The sequence below is a fragment of the Hymenobacter aerophilus DSM 13606 genome (genome assembly GCF_000382225.1).
Classification (GTDB): Bacteria; Bacteroidota; Bacteroidia; order Cytophagales; family Hymenobacteraceae; genus Hymenobacter; species Hymenobacter aerophilus.
On the sequence record NZ_KB907806.1, the window covers coordinates 173,055 to 189,558 of the forward strand.

The 16,504-nt window shown below is 61.8% G+C and carries 19 protein-coding genes; 8 read left to right on the plus strand and 11 right to left on the minus strand.

Annotated elements, in window-relative coordinates:
- Window positions 1–27 precede the first annotated feature (27 nt).
- The 3 genes from H145_RS0107405 to H145_RS0107415 form a co-directional block, all read right to left on the minus strand.
- The gene (locus H145_RS0107405; RefSeq protein ID WP_019947510.1) at window positions 28–372 is read right to left on the minus strand and encodes a DUF5615 family PIN-like protein; all 345 of its coding nucleotides are present in this window, start codon (window positions 370–372) and stop codon (window positions 28–30) included.
- An 11-nt stretch (window positions 373–383) separates the two neighbouring features.
- Entirely contained in the window at window positions 384–626 is a 243-nt protein-coding gene (locus H145_RS0107410) for a DUF433 domain-containing protein (RefSeq protein WP_019947511.1), read from the minus strand.
- A gap of 75 nt (window positions 627–701) precedes the next feature.
- Window positions 702–2,762 (minus strand): S9 family peptidase, encoded by a 2,061-nt coding sequence (locus tag H145_RS0107415; protein ID WP_033426018.1) that lies wholly within the window; start codon window positions 2,760–2,762, stop codon window positions 702–704.
- Window positions 2,763–2,943: 181 nt separating this feature from the next.
- Between H145_RS0107415 and H145_RS0107420 the strand changes: the two genes are divergently transcribed.
- Both H145_RS0107420 and H145_RS0107425 read left to right on the plus strand, forming a co-directional pair.
- Window positions 2,944–3,840, plus strand: coding sequence for a LysR substrate-binding domain-containing protein (locus tag H145_RS0107420; RefSeq protein WP_019947513.1), 897 nt, complete (start codon window positions 2,944–2,946; stop codon window positions 3,838–3,840).
- A gap of 251 nt (window positions 3,841–4,091) precedes the next feature.
- Window positions 4,092–5,072 carry a YeiH family protein gene (locus H145_RS0107425; protein ID WP_083937713.1) on the plus strand — a complete coding sequence of 327 codons (981 nt, stop codon included), beginning with the start codon at window positions 4,092–4,094 and terminating at the stop codon, window positions 5,070–5,072.
- Between the two features lie 134 nt (window positions 5,073–5,206).
- Here the strand turns inward: H145_RS0107425 and H145_RS0107430 are convergent, their stop codons facing one another.
- Window positions 5,207–5,389, minus strand: a complete 183-nt coding sequence (locus tag H145_RS0107430; protein ID WP_019947515.1) for a hypothetical protein — start codon at window positions 5,387–5,389, stop codon at window positions 5,207–5,209.
- Between the two features lie 137 nt (window positions 5,390–5,526).
- Here H145_RS0107430 and H145_RS0107435 point away from each other — a divergent pair, with 137 nt between their 5' ends.
- From H145_RS0107435 to H145_RS0107450, 4 genes are all read left to right on the plus strand, one after another.
- On the plus strand, window positions 5,527–5,772 hold the full coding sequence (locus tag H145_RS0107435; protein ID WP_019947516.1) for a hypothetical protein: 246 nt from the start codon (window positions 5,527–5,529) through the stop codon (window positions 5,770–5,772).
- Window positions 5,773–5,885: 113 nt separating this feature from the next.
- A complete protein-coding gene (locus H145_RS0107440; protein WP_019947517.1) occupies window positions 5,886–6,650 on the plus strand; it encodes a hypothetical protein in 765 nt (254 codons plus the stop codon).
- 23 nt (window positions 6,651–6,673) lie between these two features.
- The gene (locus tag H145_RS0107445) at window positions 6,674–7,963 is read left to right on the plus strand and encodes an SHOCT domain-containing protein (protein ID WP_026351330.1); all 1,290 of its coding nucleotides are present in this window, start codon (window positions 6,674–6,676) and stop codon (window positions 7,961–7,963) included.
- A 28-nt stretch (window positions 7,964–7,991) separates the two neighbouring features.
- Window positions 7,992–9,038: a DUF3089 domain-containing protein gene (locus H145_RS0107450; RefSeq protein ID WP_033425983.1), complete on the plus strand. Its 1,047-nt coding sequence runs from the start codon at window positions 7,992–7,994 to the stop codon at window positions 9,036–9,038.
- 304 nt (window positions 9,039–9,342) lie between these two features.
- On the opposite strand, the gene H145_RS24025 is transcribed toward H145_RS0107450, so the two are convergent.
- The 5 genes from H145_RS24025 to rplM all read right to left on the minus strand — a co-directional run bounded on the left by H145_RS24025 (window position 9,343) and on the right by rplM (window position 12,330).
- Complete coding sequence (locus H145_RS24025; protein WP_157541334.1) at window positions 9,343–9,555, minus strand: hypothetical protein; 213 nt, start codon at window positions 9,553–9,555, stop codon at window positions 9,343–9,345.
- A 117-nt stretch (window positions 9,556–9,672) separates the two neighbouring features.
- Window positions 9,673–10,512, minus strand: coding sequence for a translation elongation factor Ts (gene tsf, locus H145_RS0107460; protein WP_019947520.1), 840 nt, complete (start codon window positions 10,510–10,512; stop codon window positions 9,673–9,675).
- A 151-nt stretch (window positions 10,513–10,663) separates the two neighbouring features.
- Entirely contained in the window at window positions 10,664–11,431 is a 768-nt protein-coding gene (gene rpsB, locus H145_RS0107465) for a 30S ribosomal protein S2 (RefSeq protein WP_019947521.1), read from the minus strand.
- A gap of 20 nt (window positions 11,432–11,451) precedes the next feature.
- Complete coding sequence (gene rpsI / locus H145_RS0107470) at window positions 11,452–11,838, minus strand: 30S ribosomal protein S9 (protein WP_026351332.1); 387 nt, start codon at window positions 11,836–11,838, stop codon at window positions 11,452–11,454.
- A gap of 39 nt (window positions 11,839–11,877) precedes the next feature.
- On the minus strand, window positions 11,878–12,330 hold the full coding sequence (rplM, locus tag H145_RS0107475) for a 50S ribosomal protein L13 (protein WP_019947523.1): 453 nt from the start codon (window positions 12,328–12,330) through the stop codon (window positions 11,878–11,880).
- A gap of 194 nt (window positions 12,331–12,524) precedes the next feature.
- On the opposite strand from rplM, the gene H145_RS0107480 reads away from it, so the two are divergent.
- Window positions 12,525–14,042: a hypothetical protein gene (locus tag H145_RS0107480; RefSeq protein ID WP_019947524.1), complete on the plus strand. Its 1,518-nt coding sequence runs from the start codon at window positions 12,525–12,527 to the stop codon at window positions 14,040–14,042.
- An 89-nt stretch (window positions 14,043–14,131) separates the two neighbouring features.
- Here H145_RS0107480 and H145_RS0107485 read toward each other — a convergent pair whose 3' ends face one another.
- On the minus strand, window positions 14,132–14,845 hold the full coding sequence (locus H145_RS0107485) for an RluA family pseudouridine synthase (protein WP_026351333.1): 714 nt from the start codon (window positions 14,843–14,845) through the stop codon (window positions 14,132–14,134).
- Window positions 14,846–15,090: 245 nt separating this feature from the next.
- Window positions 15,091–16,176: a sensor histidine kinase gene (locus H145_RS0107490; RefSeq protein ID WP_019947526.1), complete on the minus strand. Its 1,086-nt coding sequence runs from the start codon at window positions 16,174–16,176 to the stop codon at window positions 15,091–15,093.
- 144 nt (window positions 16,177–16,320) lie between these two features.
- On the opposite strand from H145_RS0107490, the gene H145_RS0107495 reads away from it, so the two are divergent.
- A partial coding sequence (locus tag H145_RS0107495) for a transposase (protein ID WP_026351335.1) occupies window positions 16,321–16,504 on the plus strand: 184 nt, incomplete at its 3' end.

The window sequence follows — 16,504 nt, forward strand, 5'->3', positions numbered from 1 at the left end:
TAAGCAAATGAAAATTGAGCGGATAGATTACTGTGAACCGCTGATTCGCAGTCGGTCGTGCTGAAAAACTGAGAAGCGGCCCGGCAGCTCAGCCCCGTGCTGCTCCAGAATCAGGCGCACGATATTGGCTCGCTCCGGCCCGGTGGCTTCTTCGAGGCGCAGCAGCAGCACTCCATGGTGCAGGGTAGCTCCGCGGAAAACCAACTCGCCGAAATCCTTGTCCATAGTCACGACAATGGCCTCGTGCCGATGTGCCAGGGCCAGCACTTCGGTATCGGGCAGATGCGTGTCAATATCCCGGATGGCCACCACAAAATGCGCCAGGTTGCGTAGCAGCTGCTCTACGCTGGCACCTACGCCGGCATCAACCACAAACCGCACGGTTAAGCGCTGAGGCGATACACCCGCTGCTCGCCCACTACATCGGCGGCGTACAGTAGCACGCTCTGAAAATCGTCGGGTTCCAGTTCCGGGTACTCATGCATCAGGTCGGTTGGGGTCTGCCCGGCCGCCAGGGCCCGCAGTATTTGCTGCACCGAAATCCGCAGCCCTCTGATAGTGGGCTTGCCAGCCAGCACGGCGGGGTTGATAGTAACCCGGGCACGAAGGGAATCGAGAGTTTGCATAAGTGTGAATTACGCGTTTATCAGTTTACATCGGGCCTTGGCGTGGTTTTTCACGCCAAGGCCCGGTGGGAAAAACTACCGCTGCGCCGGGCCCTCGGGCTTCAGCGTGCGGCCCAGCCACTCAAAAAATACCCGGTTCCAGAGCACCGCGTTCTGGGGCTTCTGAATCCAGTGGCCCTCGTTGGGGAAGTACAAAAAGCGGCTCGGGATGCCGCGCAGCTGGGCCGTGCCGAACGCCTCCATACCCTGGTCCTCGGGCACCCGGAAGTCCTTGGCGCCGTGGATGACGAGGATGGGCGTATCCCAGTTCTGGGCGAACTGCTGGGGGTTGAACTCGGTGTAGCTCTTGTTGAGCGGCGTTTCCCAGGGCGCGCCGCCGATGTCGTGCTTGGCGAAGAACATTTCTTCGGTGGTCGGGTACCAGCTGGTGAGGTTGTAGAGGCCGGCGTGGGCAATAAACGTCTTGAAGCGGCCCTCGTGCTTGCCGGCCAGCTGGTACACCGAGTAGCCGCCGTAGCTGGCGCCCACGCACCCGCGCCGGTCCTTATCTACGTAGGGCTCCTGGCTCACGGCGTCGATGGCCGAGAGGTAGTCGCGGATGGGCTGGCCGCCCCAGTCGCCCGAGATGCTGTTGTTCCACTCGGTGCCGAAGCCGGGCAGGCCGCGCCGGTTGGGCGCCACTACAATGTAGCCCTGGGCCGCCATCAGCTGGAAATTCCAGCGGAAGGAGAAGCTCTGCGAAATCGGGCTCTGGGGGCCGCCCTGGCAATACAGCAGGGTCGGGTACTTCTTGGCCGGGTCGAAATCGGGCGGGAAGGTCACGTACACCTGCATCTGCTTGCCGTCGGTCGTGGTCACCATCCGCGACTCCAGCCGGCCGGTTTTCACGCCCGCCAGCTCGGTTTGGTTGATGTTGGTCAGCGGCGTTTCGCGGCCCGATTTCAGGTCTACGCGCACGAGGTCGGCGGGGCTGGCCTGGGTGGTTTTGTTCACGATAACCGCATCCTTGCCTGCCAGCTCGAAGCCGTTGTAGTTGAACGCGCCTTTGGTCAGCTGCTTGAGCTTGCCGCCTTTCGCGGGCACCGAAAACAGCTGCTGGGTGCCGGCCAACGCGCTGGCGAAGTAGATGGTTTTGCCATCGGGGCTCCAGCGGATGTTGCTGGCCGCCTGCTCCGAGCCGGCCGTTACGTCCTGGCGCTTTTTGGTTTTGAAATCATATACCACGATGCCGTTGCGGTCCGACTCGAAGCCGGGCGTGGCCATGCTTAGCCAGGCCACCTGCGAGCCATCGGGCGAGAAAACCGGCTCGGTGTCGTAGCCGCCCAGGCCCTCGCTCAGGTTCCGGGTCTGGCCCATGCGGATGTCGTAGAGGTAGATGTCGGAATTGGTGCTTTCGGCCTCGGCCTTGCCCGTGAGCTTGCGCGAGGTGTAGGCCAGGGAGTAGCCATCGGGCGAAAACGCCAGCTGCTCAGAGCCGCCGAAGGGCTGCAACGGCGCGTCGAATTTCTCGCCGGCCAGCACGTCCTTACCGCCATTGCCCACGGGTTTACCGTCGGCGCCCACGGGCTGGAAAAACACGTGCGACACCTTGTAGTCGTCCCACTGGTTCCAGTGGCGGTAGTTCAGGTCATCGATGATTTTGGCGTCGGCCTTGGGCAGGTCGGGGTACCAATCCTGCACCGATTTGCCGGTTTTCACGTCTTGGGTGTACAAAATGAAGTTGCCCTTGGGTGCGTACTTCAGGTTGGCCACACCTTCGTCGGTCGGGAAGTTGCTCAGCAGCTGCTTGCCCGAGCCATCGGCGTTCATCATGTACAGCTGGTCGGAGCCACTTTCACCGCTCATAAAGGTCAGCCGGCCATCGGGGCGCCAGTTGAGCGTGTTTTCCGATACGGTGGGCGTGTTGGTGAGCTGCCGCGCCGCGCCGCCGGTGGTGGGCACCAGCCAGATATCCGACTGGCCCTTGTTGTCGGCCAGCGAGTAGCGCGTGACGGTATAGGCCACCGTTTTCTGGTCCGGCGACACCTGCATTTCGCCCAGGCGACCAAGTTTCATCAGCAGTTCGGGCGTGTACGTATTCTGGGCTGCCGCCGCGAAGGGCAGCAGGAGCAGGGCAGTTATTAGCGGTTTGCGCATCATCAGGTTTTGGGGTGGAACTTCAGGCAAGATAACCAAGACTCGGGGAAGGGGCTACCGAGCTGTAGCGACGCATACTTGCGTCTTGTCGTTGCTGAGGTTGAACATCCCGTGTCATCGTTCAACCTCAACAACGACAAGACGCAAGTATGCGTCTCTACAATCGTTCTACCTTGCGGCCATGCCCGATTTCCGCCTTCAGGTTTTCCAGGCCGTGGCCCGGCACCTGAGTTTCACCAAGGCCGCCCGCGAGCTGTACATCAGCCAGCCGGCCGTTACCAAGCACGTGCGCGAGCTGGAAAGTGCCTACCAACAGCGGCTGTTCGAGCGGCGCGGTAACCGCATCAGCCTCACGGCCGCCGGGGCCCTGCTGCTGGCCCACGCCGATGAGGTAGAGGCCCGCCACGAGCAGCTTGCCGAGCAGCTGCGCGCCCTGCAGGGCGAGGCCGCCGGCCGGCTGCGCCTGGGCGCCAGCACCACCCTGGCCCAGTACGAGCTGCCGGCCCTGCTGCCCGGTTTCCAGGCCCGCTACCCGCAAATCGAACTAACGCTGCGCAACGCCAACTCCGAGCAGATTGCCGAAGCCCTGCTGGCCGGTCAGCTCGACCTGGGCTTCGTGGAAGGCCGGGCCAAAAGCCGCGACCTGCACTACGAGCCCCTGCTGGCCGACGAGCTGGTGGCCGTGCGCCGGGCCACGCCGGCTGGTCCGCCGCCCGCGCCGCTGCCGCTAACCGAGGCCCTGGCCCACCCGCTGGTGCTGCGCGAGCGGGGCTCGGGCACCCTCGAAGTGCTCGAATTCGCCCTGCGCGAGCAGCAAATCCGCCTCGCCGACCTGCGCGTGGCCTTCTACTTCGACAACACCGAGGCCATCAAAACCTACCTCGAAGCGGCTCCCGAAGCACTGGGTTTCGTGTCGCGCCGGGCCCTGACGCGGGAGCTGGCCGCGGGCCGGCTGGAGCTGGTGCCGCTGGCCGGGCTGCACCTGCCCCGGCAGTTCGAGGCGCTGTGGGTGCAGGGCCAGCCCCTGAGCCGCCCCGCCGAGCTGTTCTGGCGCTACGTGCGGCAGCAGTATGGGTAAGAAGCGATTTAGGGTAAGTGAATTTTCACCAAAAGAACTTCATTCAAAGCGCAGCGAAGAATCTCGCGTGAAAACGTTGTAGCGGTGTCGTTCAACGTTTCCACGCGAGATTCTTCGCTGCGCTCTGAATGACGTTCACTTAGCCAAAAACTAATGTCAATAACCTCAGGTAATACTTCATAACTATTTTAGATTATCCAACGGGGAGTGGTAGCCGTACCTTTGTACAGGTTCATCAACCAGCCCGCATTATGCCTCAAGTACAGTTTATTCCACATAAAGCCTTGCCGCCTACCACCCCCGGGCCCGGGTCCGGTCTGTTGCCGAAAGTGGTGTTCGGGTTGCTGCTGGCGTTCTGCCTGACGCCCTGGGCCTCGCCGCCGGTGGCACTGGCGCTGGGCCTCGTGCTGGCCCAGACGGTGGGCAACCCATTCCCGGCTTTCACCAAAAAGTACACGTCTAACCTGCTGCAGTTCTCGGTTATCGGGCTGGGCTTTGGCCTGAACGCGCAGGCGGCGGTGCAGGCCGGCCGCGAGGGTATCCTGTTCACCATTGGCTCCATTTTCGGGACGCTGGTGCTGGGCTATTTTGCGGGGCGCTGGCTGAAACTGGGCCGGGTGGTCACGCACCTGATTTCCTGCGGCACCGCCATTTGCGGCGGCTCGGCCATTGCGGCGGTGGGGCCGGTGGTGGGCGCCAAAGACGATGAAATGTCGGTTTCGCTGGGCACGGTGTTCGTGCTGAATGCGGTGGCGTTGTTCGCCTTTCCGCCCATCGGGCACGCGCTGGCTCTCACGCAGCAGCAATTCGGCCTGTGGTGCGCCATTGCCATCCACGATACCTCGTCGGTAGTGGGCGCGGCGGCAGCCTACGGCACCGAGGCGCTGGGCGTGGCCACCACCGTCAAGCTGGCGCGGGCCCTCTGGATTATTCCGGTGGCGCTGGGTACGGCCTACTTTTTCAAGCAGAAAGATGTGAAGGTGAAGCTGCCCTGGTTTATTCTGGGCTTTATCGGGGCCATGCTGCTCAACACCTACGTGCCCGCCACGCACGCCGTGGGCCCCTGGCTCGTGAAGCTGGCCCACCTGGGCCTGGTCGTGACGCTGTTCTTTATCGGCGCCGGTTTGTCGTTCAAAACCATCAAGGCCGTTGGCCCGCGGCCCTTTGCGCTCGGCGTGCTGCTGTGGCTGGTGATTTCCAGCGTGTCGCTGTTCGTGATTATGAAGGTGTAGGTAGGCTGATGAGTGAACCCGCCTGTCATCCTGAGCGGAGCGAAGGACCTATACAGAAACTCAAAAAGTAGCTTCTGTATAGGTCCTTCGCTCCGCGCTCAGGATGACAGTTCCTTTGCACATCAACTTGTCACTCATTCGCTCTTTTTGCGGCCGGAGCCGCTTTTCTTGCCGCCGCCGTCCTGTTTGTTGACGGTGGCCCAGGCGCGCTTTTCGGCTTCTTCTTCCGATACGCCGCGCTTCTCGTAACCTTCTTCGATGTGTTCGGCCTGCCGCTTCTGCTTGTCGGTGTAGGCCGATTTATCTCCCTGGGGCATGGTAGTGGGGTTTGGGGTGAAACAATTCTGATGCCTCTGTTTACGCGCCCCGGTAAGCGGGGTTAGGAGGAGCTTGGAACGGCCCCGGCCTAAGCTGCGTATCTTCGCGCCGTTCCGCTCCGTTGCTTTTCCTGCTTATGCGCCAGCTCGCCATCATCCCTAATCCGCACGCCAAAATCACGCTTTTCAGCTGGAACGGCAAGTACCTCATCAAGCTCGAAAAGGGCTCGTTTGAGCAGACCTACAAGGTAAGCGAGCTGGACCTGACCGGCGAGGAGGACATCCACCGCCTGCTCGACGACGAGTTCGTGCAGGCCGCCGTGGCCCGCTTCGCCGCCATGCAAACCGACCTGCAGGCCGCCTTCGACCGCCACGATATTTAATGTGAAACTACGCGGTTAAAGGAACGTGTCATGCTGAGGCCACGAAGCATCTCGCGTGCTGATGCTGAGTTACTATATCAATGTCAGCACGCGAGATGCTTCGTGGCCTCAGCATGACAATTATCCTTCCGCGCATCTTCTCCAACCTGAGAAAACTCAACTACAACATGAAACTGCCCCTGCTACTTCCGGCGCTGCTGCTCACCGCCACGCTGGCCCAGGCCCAGCTGTACGAGGCCCGCACCAGCAGCGTCAACTTCGATAAGCGCAGCCGCGACGCCGTGAAAGTGGAGGTGGAGGCCTCGGCCGACTGGACGCGCGAGTTCTGGCAGCGCTGGCTCAAGGATACTTACAACATCAAGCTCAAGGGCGAGGGCGTGTTTGGCGTGGGCAAGCGCGACAACCTCACGGCCAAGCAGGTGCCCATGTCAACCATCAGCGGCCAGCTCATCGACTTGTACTCGACCGTAACGGCCACGGCCGATACGGTGGCCGAGCTGTCGGTGTGGGCCGCCACGGGCCCCGACACATTTCTGGCGGCATCGAGCGGCGAGTTTGCGTCGTTGCGCACCATTGTGCAGAGCTTCGGCACGGCTGCCCGCCAGCGGGCCTACCGCGAGCGGGTGGATACGGCCGAAAAGGAGCTGGCCGCCACCACCAAAGAAAAGGACAAGCTGGAAAAGAGCCGCGCCAATCTGGCGAATAACACCAAGTCCAACCTCGAAAAAATCGAGCAGCTCAGGCAGCAGAACCTCGACAACCAACGTAAATCGGCCGACGACTCGGTGAAGCTGCTCGACAACGCCCGGCTGCTGGAACTGCGCCAGGCCCAGCTGGAGCGCCACCGCGCCCGCCTGCTCAACCTCGACCGTAAGTAACCTCGTTTTTGCCGCGCCTCACTATGGAGAAAGACCCTTCGCCCCTCGACACGCTGCGCCAACTCAAGGAGTGGCTTGATGCCGGTGCCATCACGCCCGACGAATTTAAGGCGCTGAAGCAGAAGCTGGTGTTTGCTGAAGCGCCCCCGGCCACTGCCGCCCCCGACTCGCCCGCGGCCGCTACCCCCGCGCCGGCCGTGCTGCCCCCGACACCCGCCGCGCCGCCGGTAGTAACGCCCGAAATCATTGCCTCAGAGCCGGCCGCCGAGCCCGCTACTCCGGCGGCCACGGAGCCGCTGCCGGCTTCGGCGTTGCCGCCCGTTGCGGAGCCGCCTGTTGTGGTGCCGCCCATTGAAGAGCCGATAAGCGTGTTGCCCGAGGAACTGCCGCCTTCTGTGTCAGTACCGGAGCCGAAGCAGCCGCCCCGGCCGGAGCCGGTGCTGGAGCCTACCACGGTGGCCCCGGTGGAAATGGCGCCGCTGCTGCCGCCCATCACGCACGCCCCCGCTGCCGGCAGCCCCAACGGCGGCGACGAGCAGGAATACGTGGAGGAGGACGCCTACACGGTTCCGCGCAAAAGCCCGCTGCTGCCGATTGTGGTAGTGGCTTCCATTCTGGCGCTGCTGGCCCTGGTGGCGTATCTGCTGATGGATGGCCGCGACTCGGATCGCCTCACCAGCACCTCGCGCACCGAGGCCGACTCGGTGGCCCAGCAGCCCGAGGTTGGGCCCCAGACCGAGCAGATTGAGTTGCCACCCATTGCCGCGCCCGAAACCATCCGTGTGGCGCCCGTGGCCCCGCCCGTGGTGGCCCCGGTGCCGGTAGATACGGCCGCCATGGCTGTGGCCGAGCCGGCTACGGCCAGCCCCGCACCCACCAGCCCGGCAACCGAGGCCCCGGCGGTGCTGTCGGAAAGCGCGGCCAAGGCCCGCGTGGAAAGCATTATGCAGCGCTACTACGCCGACTTGCAGGCGGCGCCGTTCACGGCGTCGGCGTACTTCGCGCCCCAGGTCGAGCGGTTCTACACCATGCAGAACACGACCCCGGCGGCCATCAACGCCGAGCTGGCCAAAACCCATTTCCCCGAATTTCTGGAGGGCCAGACGGCTATTCAGGCCGGCACGTTGCAGGTTGGGGCCCCGGTGGCCGATGGCTCGCGGGTGGTCACCTTTGTCGAGGACAGCCAGGCCTTCCGCCAGTCGCGGCAGGAGCGGCAGCGCACCAGCGCCCAGATGCGGGTGCGCTTCGACAAGGACTTTAAAATCGTGTACCTGCGGCAGGAGAAGCTGCTGAAAAACGAGTTTGGCGACTAATACGCCACCTCCGGCCCATATTCTTGCTATGCGCATCCGTTCCGTTCTATTATCTGCCGTGGCGCTGCTTGGCCTGGGTTCCTGCCTGAAGGTCATCAAGCCCAGCAAGGATTTCGGCCAGTACTCAACCCCCGCCGCGCCCGATTACGCCCAACCCGAAAGCTGGGCCGCCCTGCCCACCCGCCGCGACTCGGCCGACGCGGTGCCGCGCAACACGAACTTCCAGGACCAGCAGGCCACGGCCGCGGCCGACGTGTTTTTCGTGCACCCGACCACCTACTACTGGCGCAAGCAGTGGAACGCCAGCCTCAGCAACGACCGGGTCAACCAGTTCACCGACGACGATGTGATTCGGGGGCAGGCCTCGGCCTTCAACGCGGCGGCCCGGGTGTACGCTCCCCGCTACCGCCAGGCCACGCTCTACGCCTTCTTCGTGGATAGCACCAAGACCGAAAACGGCCAGAAGGCGCTGGACCTGGCGTATTCCGATGTGAAATCGGCCTTCGAATACTACCTCGCGCACTACAACCAGGGCCGGCCCATCATCATTGCCGGCCACAGCCAGGGCACCGTGCACGCCACCCGGCTGCTGCGAGAGTTCTTCGATACCGACCCCCAGTTGCGCCAGCAACTGGTAGCGGCCTACCTCATTGGCTTCAAAGTAAATCCCAAGCAGTACCAGACTCTTCGCCCCTGCGCCAACTCGACCCAGACCGGCTGCTACGTAGCCTGGAATACGGTTTCGTGGGGCAACGCCTACCCGCCCTTCGAAAACGGCGTGGCCGTGAACCCGCTCACCTGGACGCTCGACACGCTGGCTGCGCCCGCCAGCCTCAACCGCGGCGGCGTCGGGCAGGATTTCAACCGGCTCGATGTGGGCGTAGTCGATGCCAAGGTGCACCGCGGCCTGCTGTGGGTGCATCCGCCCAAGCCCTCGGGTTACCCGCGCTTCCTGCTGCCCGGCCAGCCTCAACTCTGGCACTCCTTCCACATCGCCGATTACGGCCTGTTCTACGCCAACATCCGCCAGAACGCGGTTACGCGCGTCCGGGCGTGGCAGGCGCGGCAGAATTAAAACCTAACCTGACGCGGTAGCCCCAGCGGGGCGGCATGTTGGTAGCAGCCTAGGGATATTAAAGCTTTAAAGCCCCAGCGGGGCGACACAGCTGCTGAACGATTAGTGTCGCCCCGCTGGGGCTTCAGAATTTTGCTGCTGAGCTTTACTACCGACATACCGCCCCGCTGGGGCTACCGTGTAACAGTAGTTAAAATATGTGTAGCTACTCCTCTTTTTGTAATTCTTCAATAGTTCTCTGGGTCATAAGTGGCCATTGGTCGGCCGGAAATTCCTGCAGGAACTCAGCGTACTCCATCCAAAACTAATCTTCTTGGAAGCTCTTGAAATCAAGAGCAGAATAAAGGGCAAGATTGTGAAGCCAATTGGCAACTGCCTGCGCAAAACGGAGCCTTTTCCGATTGCCGAACGCATTCCACAAACTGGATAAGCGGCTTCCTGCATAGCTTTGGGAACGCACATCAATCATAGCCCAATAAAGCAACTCCCGATATAATTTCTTGCGCTCGTCAGTCATACATTCAAATATAGAGTGTGCATACAAAAGGCCCCGCCGGCAAACTGCCAGCGGGGCCTTTTTAAATCCTGAACAGAAAGGTACCAGCTAAAAGCTGTCAGCTAACAGCTCCAATATTTAGCCAACAATAGCTACGCGCTTGAAGTCGGAAACCGTCAGGCCCTTGCTCGTTTTGTCGAGCAGCTGGGCGATGGTCATCGAGTTGTCCTTCACGAACTCCTGGTTGAGCAGGGTGTTCTCCTTGTAGAACTTGTTGAGCTTGCCCTGGGCAATCTTCTCCAGCATGGCCTCGGGCTTGCCGTCGGCGCGGGCCTGCTCCTTGCCAATCTCGATTTCACGCTCGATGGTAGCCGAATCCACGCCGTCCTTATCGAGGGCAACGGGCTTCATGGCCACAATCTGCATGGCTACGTCGCGGCCCACGGTCGAAACGTCGGCGTCGCCCACGTTCTTCATGGCTACGAGCACGCCCTTCTTGTTGTCGGAGTGGATGTAGGAAGCTACCTTCTCGGCCGTGATGTTCTCATAGGCCGTTACGTCGAGCTTCTCGCCGATTTTGCCCATCAAGTCGGTGATGTGCTCCTGCAGCGAGCGGCCGTCGTCCTGCTTGGCAGCCAGCAGCTCCTCTTTGTTGGCGGCATCGGTTTTCACGGCCGTGTCCAGAATGCGCTGGGCGAGGTCCTTGAAATCGGGAACCTTGGATACGGGCTCGGTTTCGCAGGCCAGCGACACCAGCTTGCCGTTGGTGCCATCCTCGCTCACAGCGGCAAGCACTACGCCTTCCGACGTTTCGTTTTCCGAGCGCTTGTCGGCAATCTTCTGGCCCTGCTTGCGGAGCAGGTCGCGGGCGGCTTCGAAGTCGCCATCAGCCTCTACGAGGGCTTTCTTGCAATCCATCATGCCCGCGCCAGTCATGGTGCGGAGCTTATTTACGTCAGCGGCGGTAATTGCGGCCATTTTTATTAGAGCTTAGAGTGTAGAGCTTGGAACTTAGATGCAGGTACTTGCTGGAAAGCAAGAAGAAGTTAGAGGCAGGAAGGGAGAAGGTTAACGCTTCGCCACACTCTCACCTCTAACTTCTCATATCTCACTTCTAACAGCGAAACGACTATTCGTCGGCGTCCTGCTTTTCTTTGATGCCTTCTTCTTCGGCTTGCTTCTTGTCGGCGTCCTCCTTGTCGACTTTGCGCTCCGACAGGCCTTCTTCGATAGCCTTGCCCATGATGCCTACAATCAGGCTAATGGACTTCGAGGCGTCGTCGTTGGCGGGAATCGGAAACTGCACCAGCTCGGGGTTCGAGTTCGTGTCGCAGATAGCAAACACCGGGATACCCAGCTTCTGGGCCTCCTTCACGGCAATGTGCTCGCGCTTCACGTCTACCACGAACAGGGCCGAGGGCAGGCGGCTCAGGTCGGCAATACCGCCGAGTACCCGGTCGAGTTTCTCCCGCTCGCGCGAGAGCATCAGACGCTCGCGCTTAGCCAGGGCGGCGTAGGCCGTGTTTTCTTTTACCATCTTGTCGATGGTGCTCATCTTCTTCAGCGACTTGCGAACAGTGGCGAAGTTGGTGAGCAGGCCGCCCAACCAACGGTCGGTCACGTACGGCATGTGCAGGCGCTTGGCTTCTTCGGTTACGATTTCCTGCGCTTGCTTCTTGGTCGCTACGAACATAATCTTGCGGCCGCTCTTCGCGATGTTGCGAATGGCGCTGGTCGCGTGCTCGAGCGAGGCAAGGGTTTTGTTGAGGTCGATAATGTGGATGCCGTTCTTCTCCATGAAGATGTACGGAGCCATTTTGGGGTCCCACTTGCGGGTGAGGTGACCAAAATGCGAACCGGCGTCCAGCAATTCTTTATAGGTGGTAGTCTGGGCCATGATAGGGTTCCTCTGGAATATTAGCGTTTCGAGAACTGGAACGAACGACGCGCCTTACGCTTGCCGAATTTCTTGCGTTCCACCATGCGCGGGTCGCGGGTCAGGAAGCCTTCCTTCTTCAGGGCAGGACGAACCTCCGCGTTGTCGCCCACGAGGGCTTTCGAGATGGCCAGACGGATGGCTTCGGCCTGGGCCGAAATGCCACCACCGCGAACGTTCACCTTGATGTCGTACTGGCCGACTTGCTCGACCGTCGCCAAAGGCTGGTTCACGATGTTTTCCAGGAGTTCGTTGCCAAAGTAGGCTTTCATTTCCCGGCCGTTGATAGTGATATTCCCTTGCCCGGCCTGCATGTAGATGCGGGCCACCGAGGTTTTTCTTCTACCAGAGGTATTGGAGATTTCCATTAAGTGGAGAATTAGAGAAAAAAGGAGCCGGATATCGGCTTACAGATGCGAAAGGGAAAGAGACTTGGGCTGCTGCGCCTCGTGCGGATGCTCGGTGCCGGCGTACACAAACAGGTTGCGGAATTGCTCGGCGCCCAGCTTGTTACCCTGCAGCATACCGCGCACCGCGTGCTCGATGATGCGGGTCGAGTCCTTGGCTTTCTTGTCGCGCAGGTTGATGCGCTTCTGTCCGCCGGGGTAGCCCGAGTGGGTGATGTAGATTTTGTCCGTCATCTTCTTGCCCGTCACCCGCAGGTTGTCGGCATTGATAACGATGACATTGTCGCCACAGTCCGAGTTGGGCGTGAAGGAGGGCTTGTGCTTGCCACGCAGCATGTTGGCAACCTGGCTGCACAGCCGGCCCAGAGTGGCGTCGGCGGCGTCAACCACAACCCAGCCCTTGTTGGCGTTGGCTTTGTTGACGGCAACCGTCTTGAAGCTCAGATGGTCCATTGGGGAGGAGGATAAACGTTTGAAAATGAAGAAGAAGCCGAAACCCCTGGGGCAAAACGGACACAAAGTTACCGCCTTTCGCTTAATATTCAAATGCTAAGCTAATTATTGTGTCTGAAAGAGTTGGCTGCCGTGCCCGCCATCCGGGCCATTCGCTACCGATACTGTAGCCGATACTGTACTTTTAGCCCGCTATGCCCGCTTCTTCCGCTGCTCCCGCTGCTCCCGCTGCTCCCGCTGTTTTTGCCGCCACAGCCCCGCCCGCTGCCGCGCCCCTGCCCGCCGACCGCCGCGCCTACGCGCTGCTGCTGGCTTTGCTGCTGCTCTCGCTGCTCACCGCCGCCCTCACCCGCGGCACCTTCGACTCGGGCGACAGTATCTACCACTTCCAATTCGCCCAGTACGCCTTCAAGCACCCCCACAATCTGATGGAGTCGTGGTCGAAGCCGCTGGTAGTGGCCCTGATGGCGGGGCCGGCGCAGTTGGGCCTGCGCGGCGTGATGGTGCTGCAGTGCCTGCTGGTGGCCGCTGCCGCCGCCCTGGCCTACCGCGCCGCCCGCGAGCTGCGCCTGCCCTGGCCCTGGCTGGCCATTGCGGCCTGCTACGCTGCCCCCGATTACTTCCTGATGCAGTTTTCGGGCCTCACCGAGCCGCTGTTCAGCTTGCTGCTGGTAGCCGGCGTCACGCTGGCGCTGGTCCGGCGGCCGGCGCTGGGGGCAGCCGTGCTGTCGTGGCTGCCGATGGCACGCTCCGAGGGTTTCCTGCTGCTGGGCGTGTACGGGCTGTACCTGCTGCTGAGCCGGCAGTGGCGGGCGCTGCCCTGGCTGGGGCTGGGCTTCGGCTTCTACGGGCTGCTGGGGTTGGCGGTGTACCACGACTTCTTCTGGCTGCTGACCCAGAATGCCTACCCGCTCTACAACCTCAACTACGCCTTCGCCCGCGGCAACAACCACGCCTCGCACTTTCTGCTGGGGCTGGCCGATACGTTTGGCTGGGTGCAGTTCGGCTTGTTCTGGCTGGGCGCGCTGGCCGTGGCGGCGGGGCTGGCCCGGCCCGTCTGGCGGCACCGCCAGCCCCGGCTGCTGGCCGAAACGGTGCTGGTGTACGGCAGCATCGTGGTGTTTATCGGGGCGCACACCATCTTCTGGGTCTACGGCATTTTCGGCTCGATTGGGCTGGTGCGGGTGCTGTGCAGCCTGATGCCGCTGCTGAGCCTGGTGGTGCTACGGGGCGTGCAGCTGCTGGCCGATTTGGTGCCCGCCCCGCGCCGGCGCCTGTTGCGGCTGGGGCTGCTGGCGGCTATTGTGTGGTTTCCCTTCAGCGGTTCGCGGGTGGGCCTGCGCTGGCAGCGCGACTTCGGCCAGGCCGCCGACCAGCAGGTGCTCGACGCGGCCGCCCGCTGGGTGCGGCAACAGCCCCGCCAGCCGCCGCTGGTGGTGTATTCGCACCCCTACGCCGCCACCGCTCTGGGCCTCGACCCGTTTGCCGCCAACCGCGTCCGCTTCGTGAGCCTGCTGGATTCCAACTGGCCCCTGCCAGCCGGCGCTTTGCTGGTTTGGGATGAATGGTACGCCACCGTCGAGGACCGCACACCGTTCGAGCTGCTGGCCCAAAACCCGGCCTACCGTATCCGCTGGCAGCAGACCCAACCCCGCAACCCACGCAAGCCCACCGAAGATCTGGTCCGGGTGGTAATTTTCGAGAAGCAGTAGCGCCGCCATTCAGCCCCCAAAACCGCAACCGGCCCGCCTCTGGCAAAGAGGCGGGCCGGTTGTCGTTGCAGCAGTCAGCAGTAGCCGGTTTATTGGTACTGCCGCAGGTTTTCCACCAGCACCCGAAAATCCTTGGGGTAGGGGGCTTCGATGGTTACAGACTCGCCATCGAGCTTGGCGAAGGTGAGCTGGGCGGCGTGCAGGGCAAAGCGCTTGATAAATGGCTGCTCCTCCTCGCCCTGCTTCACGTTGAACTTCTTCTTGAGCGTCGAGAGGTAGAAATCTTCGCCGCCGTACATGGTGTCGCCCACGATGGGGGCCTGCAGGTACGCCAGGTGCAGCCGGATCTGGTGCATACGGCCCGTTACGGGCTGGCACTCCAGCAACGTGTGGCGGGCGAAGGCCTCCATGGTGCGCACCAGCGTTACGGCCGGCTTGCCCTTGTAGGCCAGCCGGGCCCGGCCCTTGGTGGTGGTTTCGATGCTGCGGTCCACGCGCAGGCCGTCGTAGTGGTGCACGCCCCAGGCCACGGCGTGGTAGATTTTGCTTACCTGCCGATCCTCGAACTGCATGGCCAGGTGGCGGTAAGCGGCCGGGTTTTTGGCCAGCGCCAGCGCCCCGCTGGTTTCCTTGTCGAGGCGGTGGCAGGCTTGCACGTCGTCGTACTGCTCGCGGGCCAGGCGCAGGATGTTGGGCGCCCCGCCAAACCGCTCGTCGAGCGTGGCTAGGAACGGCGGCTTGTTGATGACCACGAAATCGTCGTCCTCAAACAGAATCAGGTCTTGAAAATTAGGCAGCTTCATATACAGCTGCAAAGGTAAGGGGTTGAGAAGTGGCAGGCCAGAAGCGAAAGAACGAACGGAGCCTGAGGATAAAAAGACCTGTCATTCTGAGAGGAGCGAAGAATCTCGCGTGCAGTGGTGACCCTATCGTTTGGAGTTACTTTGGCACGCGAGATTCTTCGCTCTGCTCAGAATGACAGGTCTTTCTCATTCAGAATCCCGTACCGTTTCTCACTTCTCACTTCTCACTTCTCACTTCTCACTTCTCACTTCGGCCGGCTTAGCTTGAACTCCAGCGTGGTGCCTTCGCCCGGCTCGCTGTGGACGCGGATGACGGACTTGTGCGCTTCAACCAGATGCTTGCTGATGGCCAGCCCCAGCCCGGTGCCGCCCGCCGCCCGCGACTCGCGGCTGCGGCTTTTGTCGATGCGGTAGAAGCGCTCAAAAATGCGCTGCTGGTGCTGCTTGGCAATTCCTTCGCCGTCGTCGCGCACCTGCACGCGCACTTTGCGGGCGCCGGTTTCCAGGCTGACCACCACGTGGCCCGGCTGGCGGCCGTACTTGATGGCATTGTCAATCAGGTTGATGAGCACCTGCCGGATGCGGCTGCGGTCGGCCAGCACGGGCACGGTTTCGGCGGCGGTGGCGGCATCGGCAGGCAGCAACTGCAACTCCAGGCGCACCTGCTGGCGGGCGGCTGACTGCTCCAGTTGCTCGAACACGTCGCGCACCAGCTGGGCCAGGTCGAAGGGCTGGCGGCGCATCCGGAGCACGCCTTTTTCGAGCTGCGAGATGGTCACCAGGTCCTGCACCAGTTGGTCGAGGGCGTCGAGGCTGGCGGCGGCTTTGCGCAGAAACTTGCGGCGCGTGGCCGCATCCATGCTGCCGGTTGGGCTTTCCTCTTCCTCATCGAGCACAGTGTGCACGAAGCCCTGGGCGGCGAAAATCGGCGTTTTCAGCTCGTGCGATACGTCGGCCAGAAACTCGCGCCGCAGCTCTTGCAGCCGTTTCAGCTCGTCAATTTCCTGCTGCTTGCGCTGGGCCATGTCCAGGATTTCCTCGCGCATGCGTCGCAGCGGCTCGGGCCGGAACAGCAGCTTGTTCGACAGGCGCCGGAAATCCTTGCGCTTGATGTATTCCAGCTCCTGGTAGATGTTGTTGACCTCCCGGAAAATCAGCGCCTCAAACAGCAGATACAGCAGCAGAAAGCACGCCGCCACCGTAATGGCCGCCGCCAGCACCGCCTGCTGGCGCGATAGAGTCGGCACGGTCAGCGCCAGCGCCGTGAGCACCGCCGCCACCAGCCCCGACAGCAGCAGGGCAATGCTGCGGGAAGATAAATCCAGGCGCATTTAGGAATTAGGAATTAGGAATTAGGAATTAGGAATTATGAAGCTGTTTAGGAAGTAGTCAGTCAGGCGCAAAACAGAAAAGACTCCCACAAAAGCGGGAAATTTGAGGTGCGACCCATCTCCTTTCCCTCCCTCATGGAAGTCTTGAGCAAAGATATAATTACCCGCTGGATACTGCCCTTGTTGCCGGCCCGTGCTGGTGGCCGCCGCGCAAGCGTCGACCCGGCTGAGGTGGTGGGCGCCATCTGCTACAAGCTCAAAACAGGCTGCCAGTGGCGCTGGCTGCCCGTAAAAGCCTTGTTCACCGGCGAGCCGCTGAGCTGGCAGG

Bases quoted from the DNA above. Each gene is read 5' to 3' on its own strand.
- H145_RS0107410 (WP_019947511.1), bottom strand. From the start codon at position 626: ATGCAAACTCTCGATTCCCTTCGTGCCCGGGTTACTATCAACCCCGCC.
- H145_RS0107415 (WP_033426018.1), bottom strand. From the start codon at position 2,762: ATGCGCAAACCGCTAATAACTGCCCTGCTCCTGCTGCCCTTCGCGGCG.
- H145_RS0107420 (WP_019947513.1), top strand. From the start codon at position 2,944: ATGCCCGATTTCCGCCTTCAGGTTTTCCAGGCCGTGGCCCGGCACCTG.
- H145_RS0107425 (WP_083937713.1), top strand. From the start codon at position 4,092: ATGCCTCAAGTACAGTTTATTCCACATAAAGCCTTGCCGCCTACCACC.
- H145_RS0107430 (WP_019947515.1), bottom strand. From the start codon at position 5,389: ATGCCCCAGGGAGATAAATCGGCCTACACCGACAAGCAGAAGCGGCAG.
- H145_RS0107435 (WP_019947516.1), top strand. From the start codon at position 5,527: ATGCGCCAGCTCGCCATCATCCCTAATCCGCACGCCAAAATCACGCTT.
- H145_RS0107440 (WP_019947517.1), top strand. From the start codon at position 5,886: ATGACAATTATCCTTCCGCGCATCTTCTCCAACCTGAGAAAACTCAAC.
- H145_RS0107445 (WP_026351330.1), top strand. From the start codon at position 6,674: ATGGAGAAAGACCCTTCGCCCCTCGACACGCTGCGCCAACTCAAGGAG.
- H145_RS0107450 (WP_033425983.1), top strand. From the start codon at position 7,992: ATGCGCATCCGTTCCGTTCTATTATCTGCCGTGGCGCTGCTTGGCCTG.
- H145_RS24025 (WP_157541334.1), bottom strand. From the start codon at position 9,555: ATGACTGACGAGCGCAAGAAATTATATCGGGAGTTGCTTTATTGGGCT.
- tsf (WP_019947520.1), bottom strand. From the start codon at position 10,512: ATGGCCGCAATTACCGCCGCTGACGTAAATAAGCTCCGCACCATGACT.
- rpsB (WP_019947521.1), bottom strand. From the start codon at position 11,431: ATGGCCCAGACTACCACCTATAAAGAATTGCTGGACGCCGGTTCGCAT.
- rpsI (WP_026351332.1), bottom strand. From the start codon at position 11,838: ATGGAAATCTCCAATACCTCTGGTAGAAGAAAAACCTCGGTGGCCCGC.
- rplM (WP_019947523.1), bottom strand. From the start codon at position 12,330: ATGGACCATCTGAGCTTCAAGACGGTTGCCGTCAACAAAGCCAACGCC.
- H145_RS0107480 (WP_019947524.1), top strand. From the start codon at position 12,525: ATGCCCGCTTCTTCCGCTGCTCCCGCTGCTCCCGCTGCTCCCGCTGTT.
- H145_RS0107485 (WP_026351333.1), bottom strand. From the start codon at position 14,845: ATGAAGCTGCCTAATTTTCAAGACCTGATTCTGTTTGAGGACGACGAT.
- H145_RS0107490 (WP_019947526.1), bottom strand. From the start codon at position 16,176: ATGCGCCTGGATTTATCTTCCCGCAGCATTGCCCTGCTGCTGTCGGGG.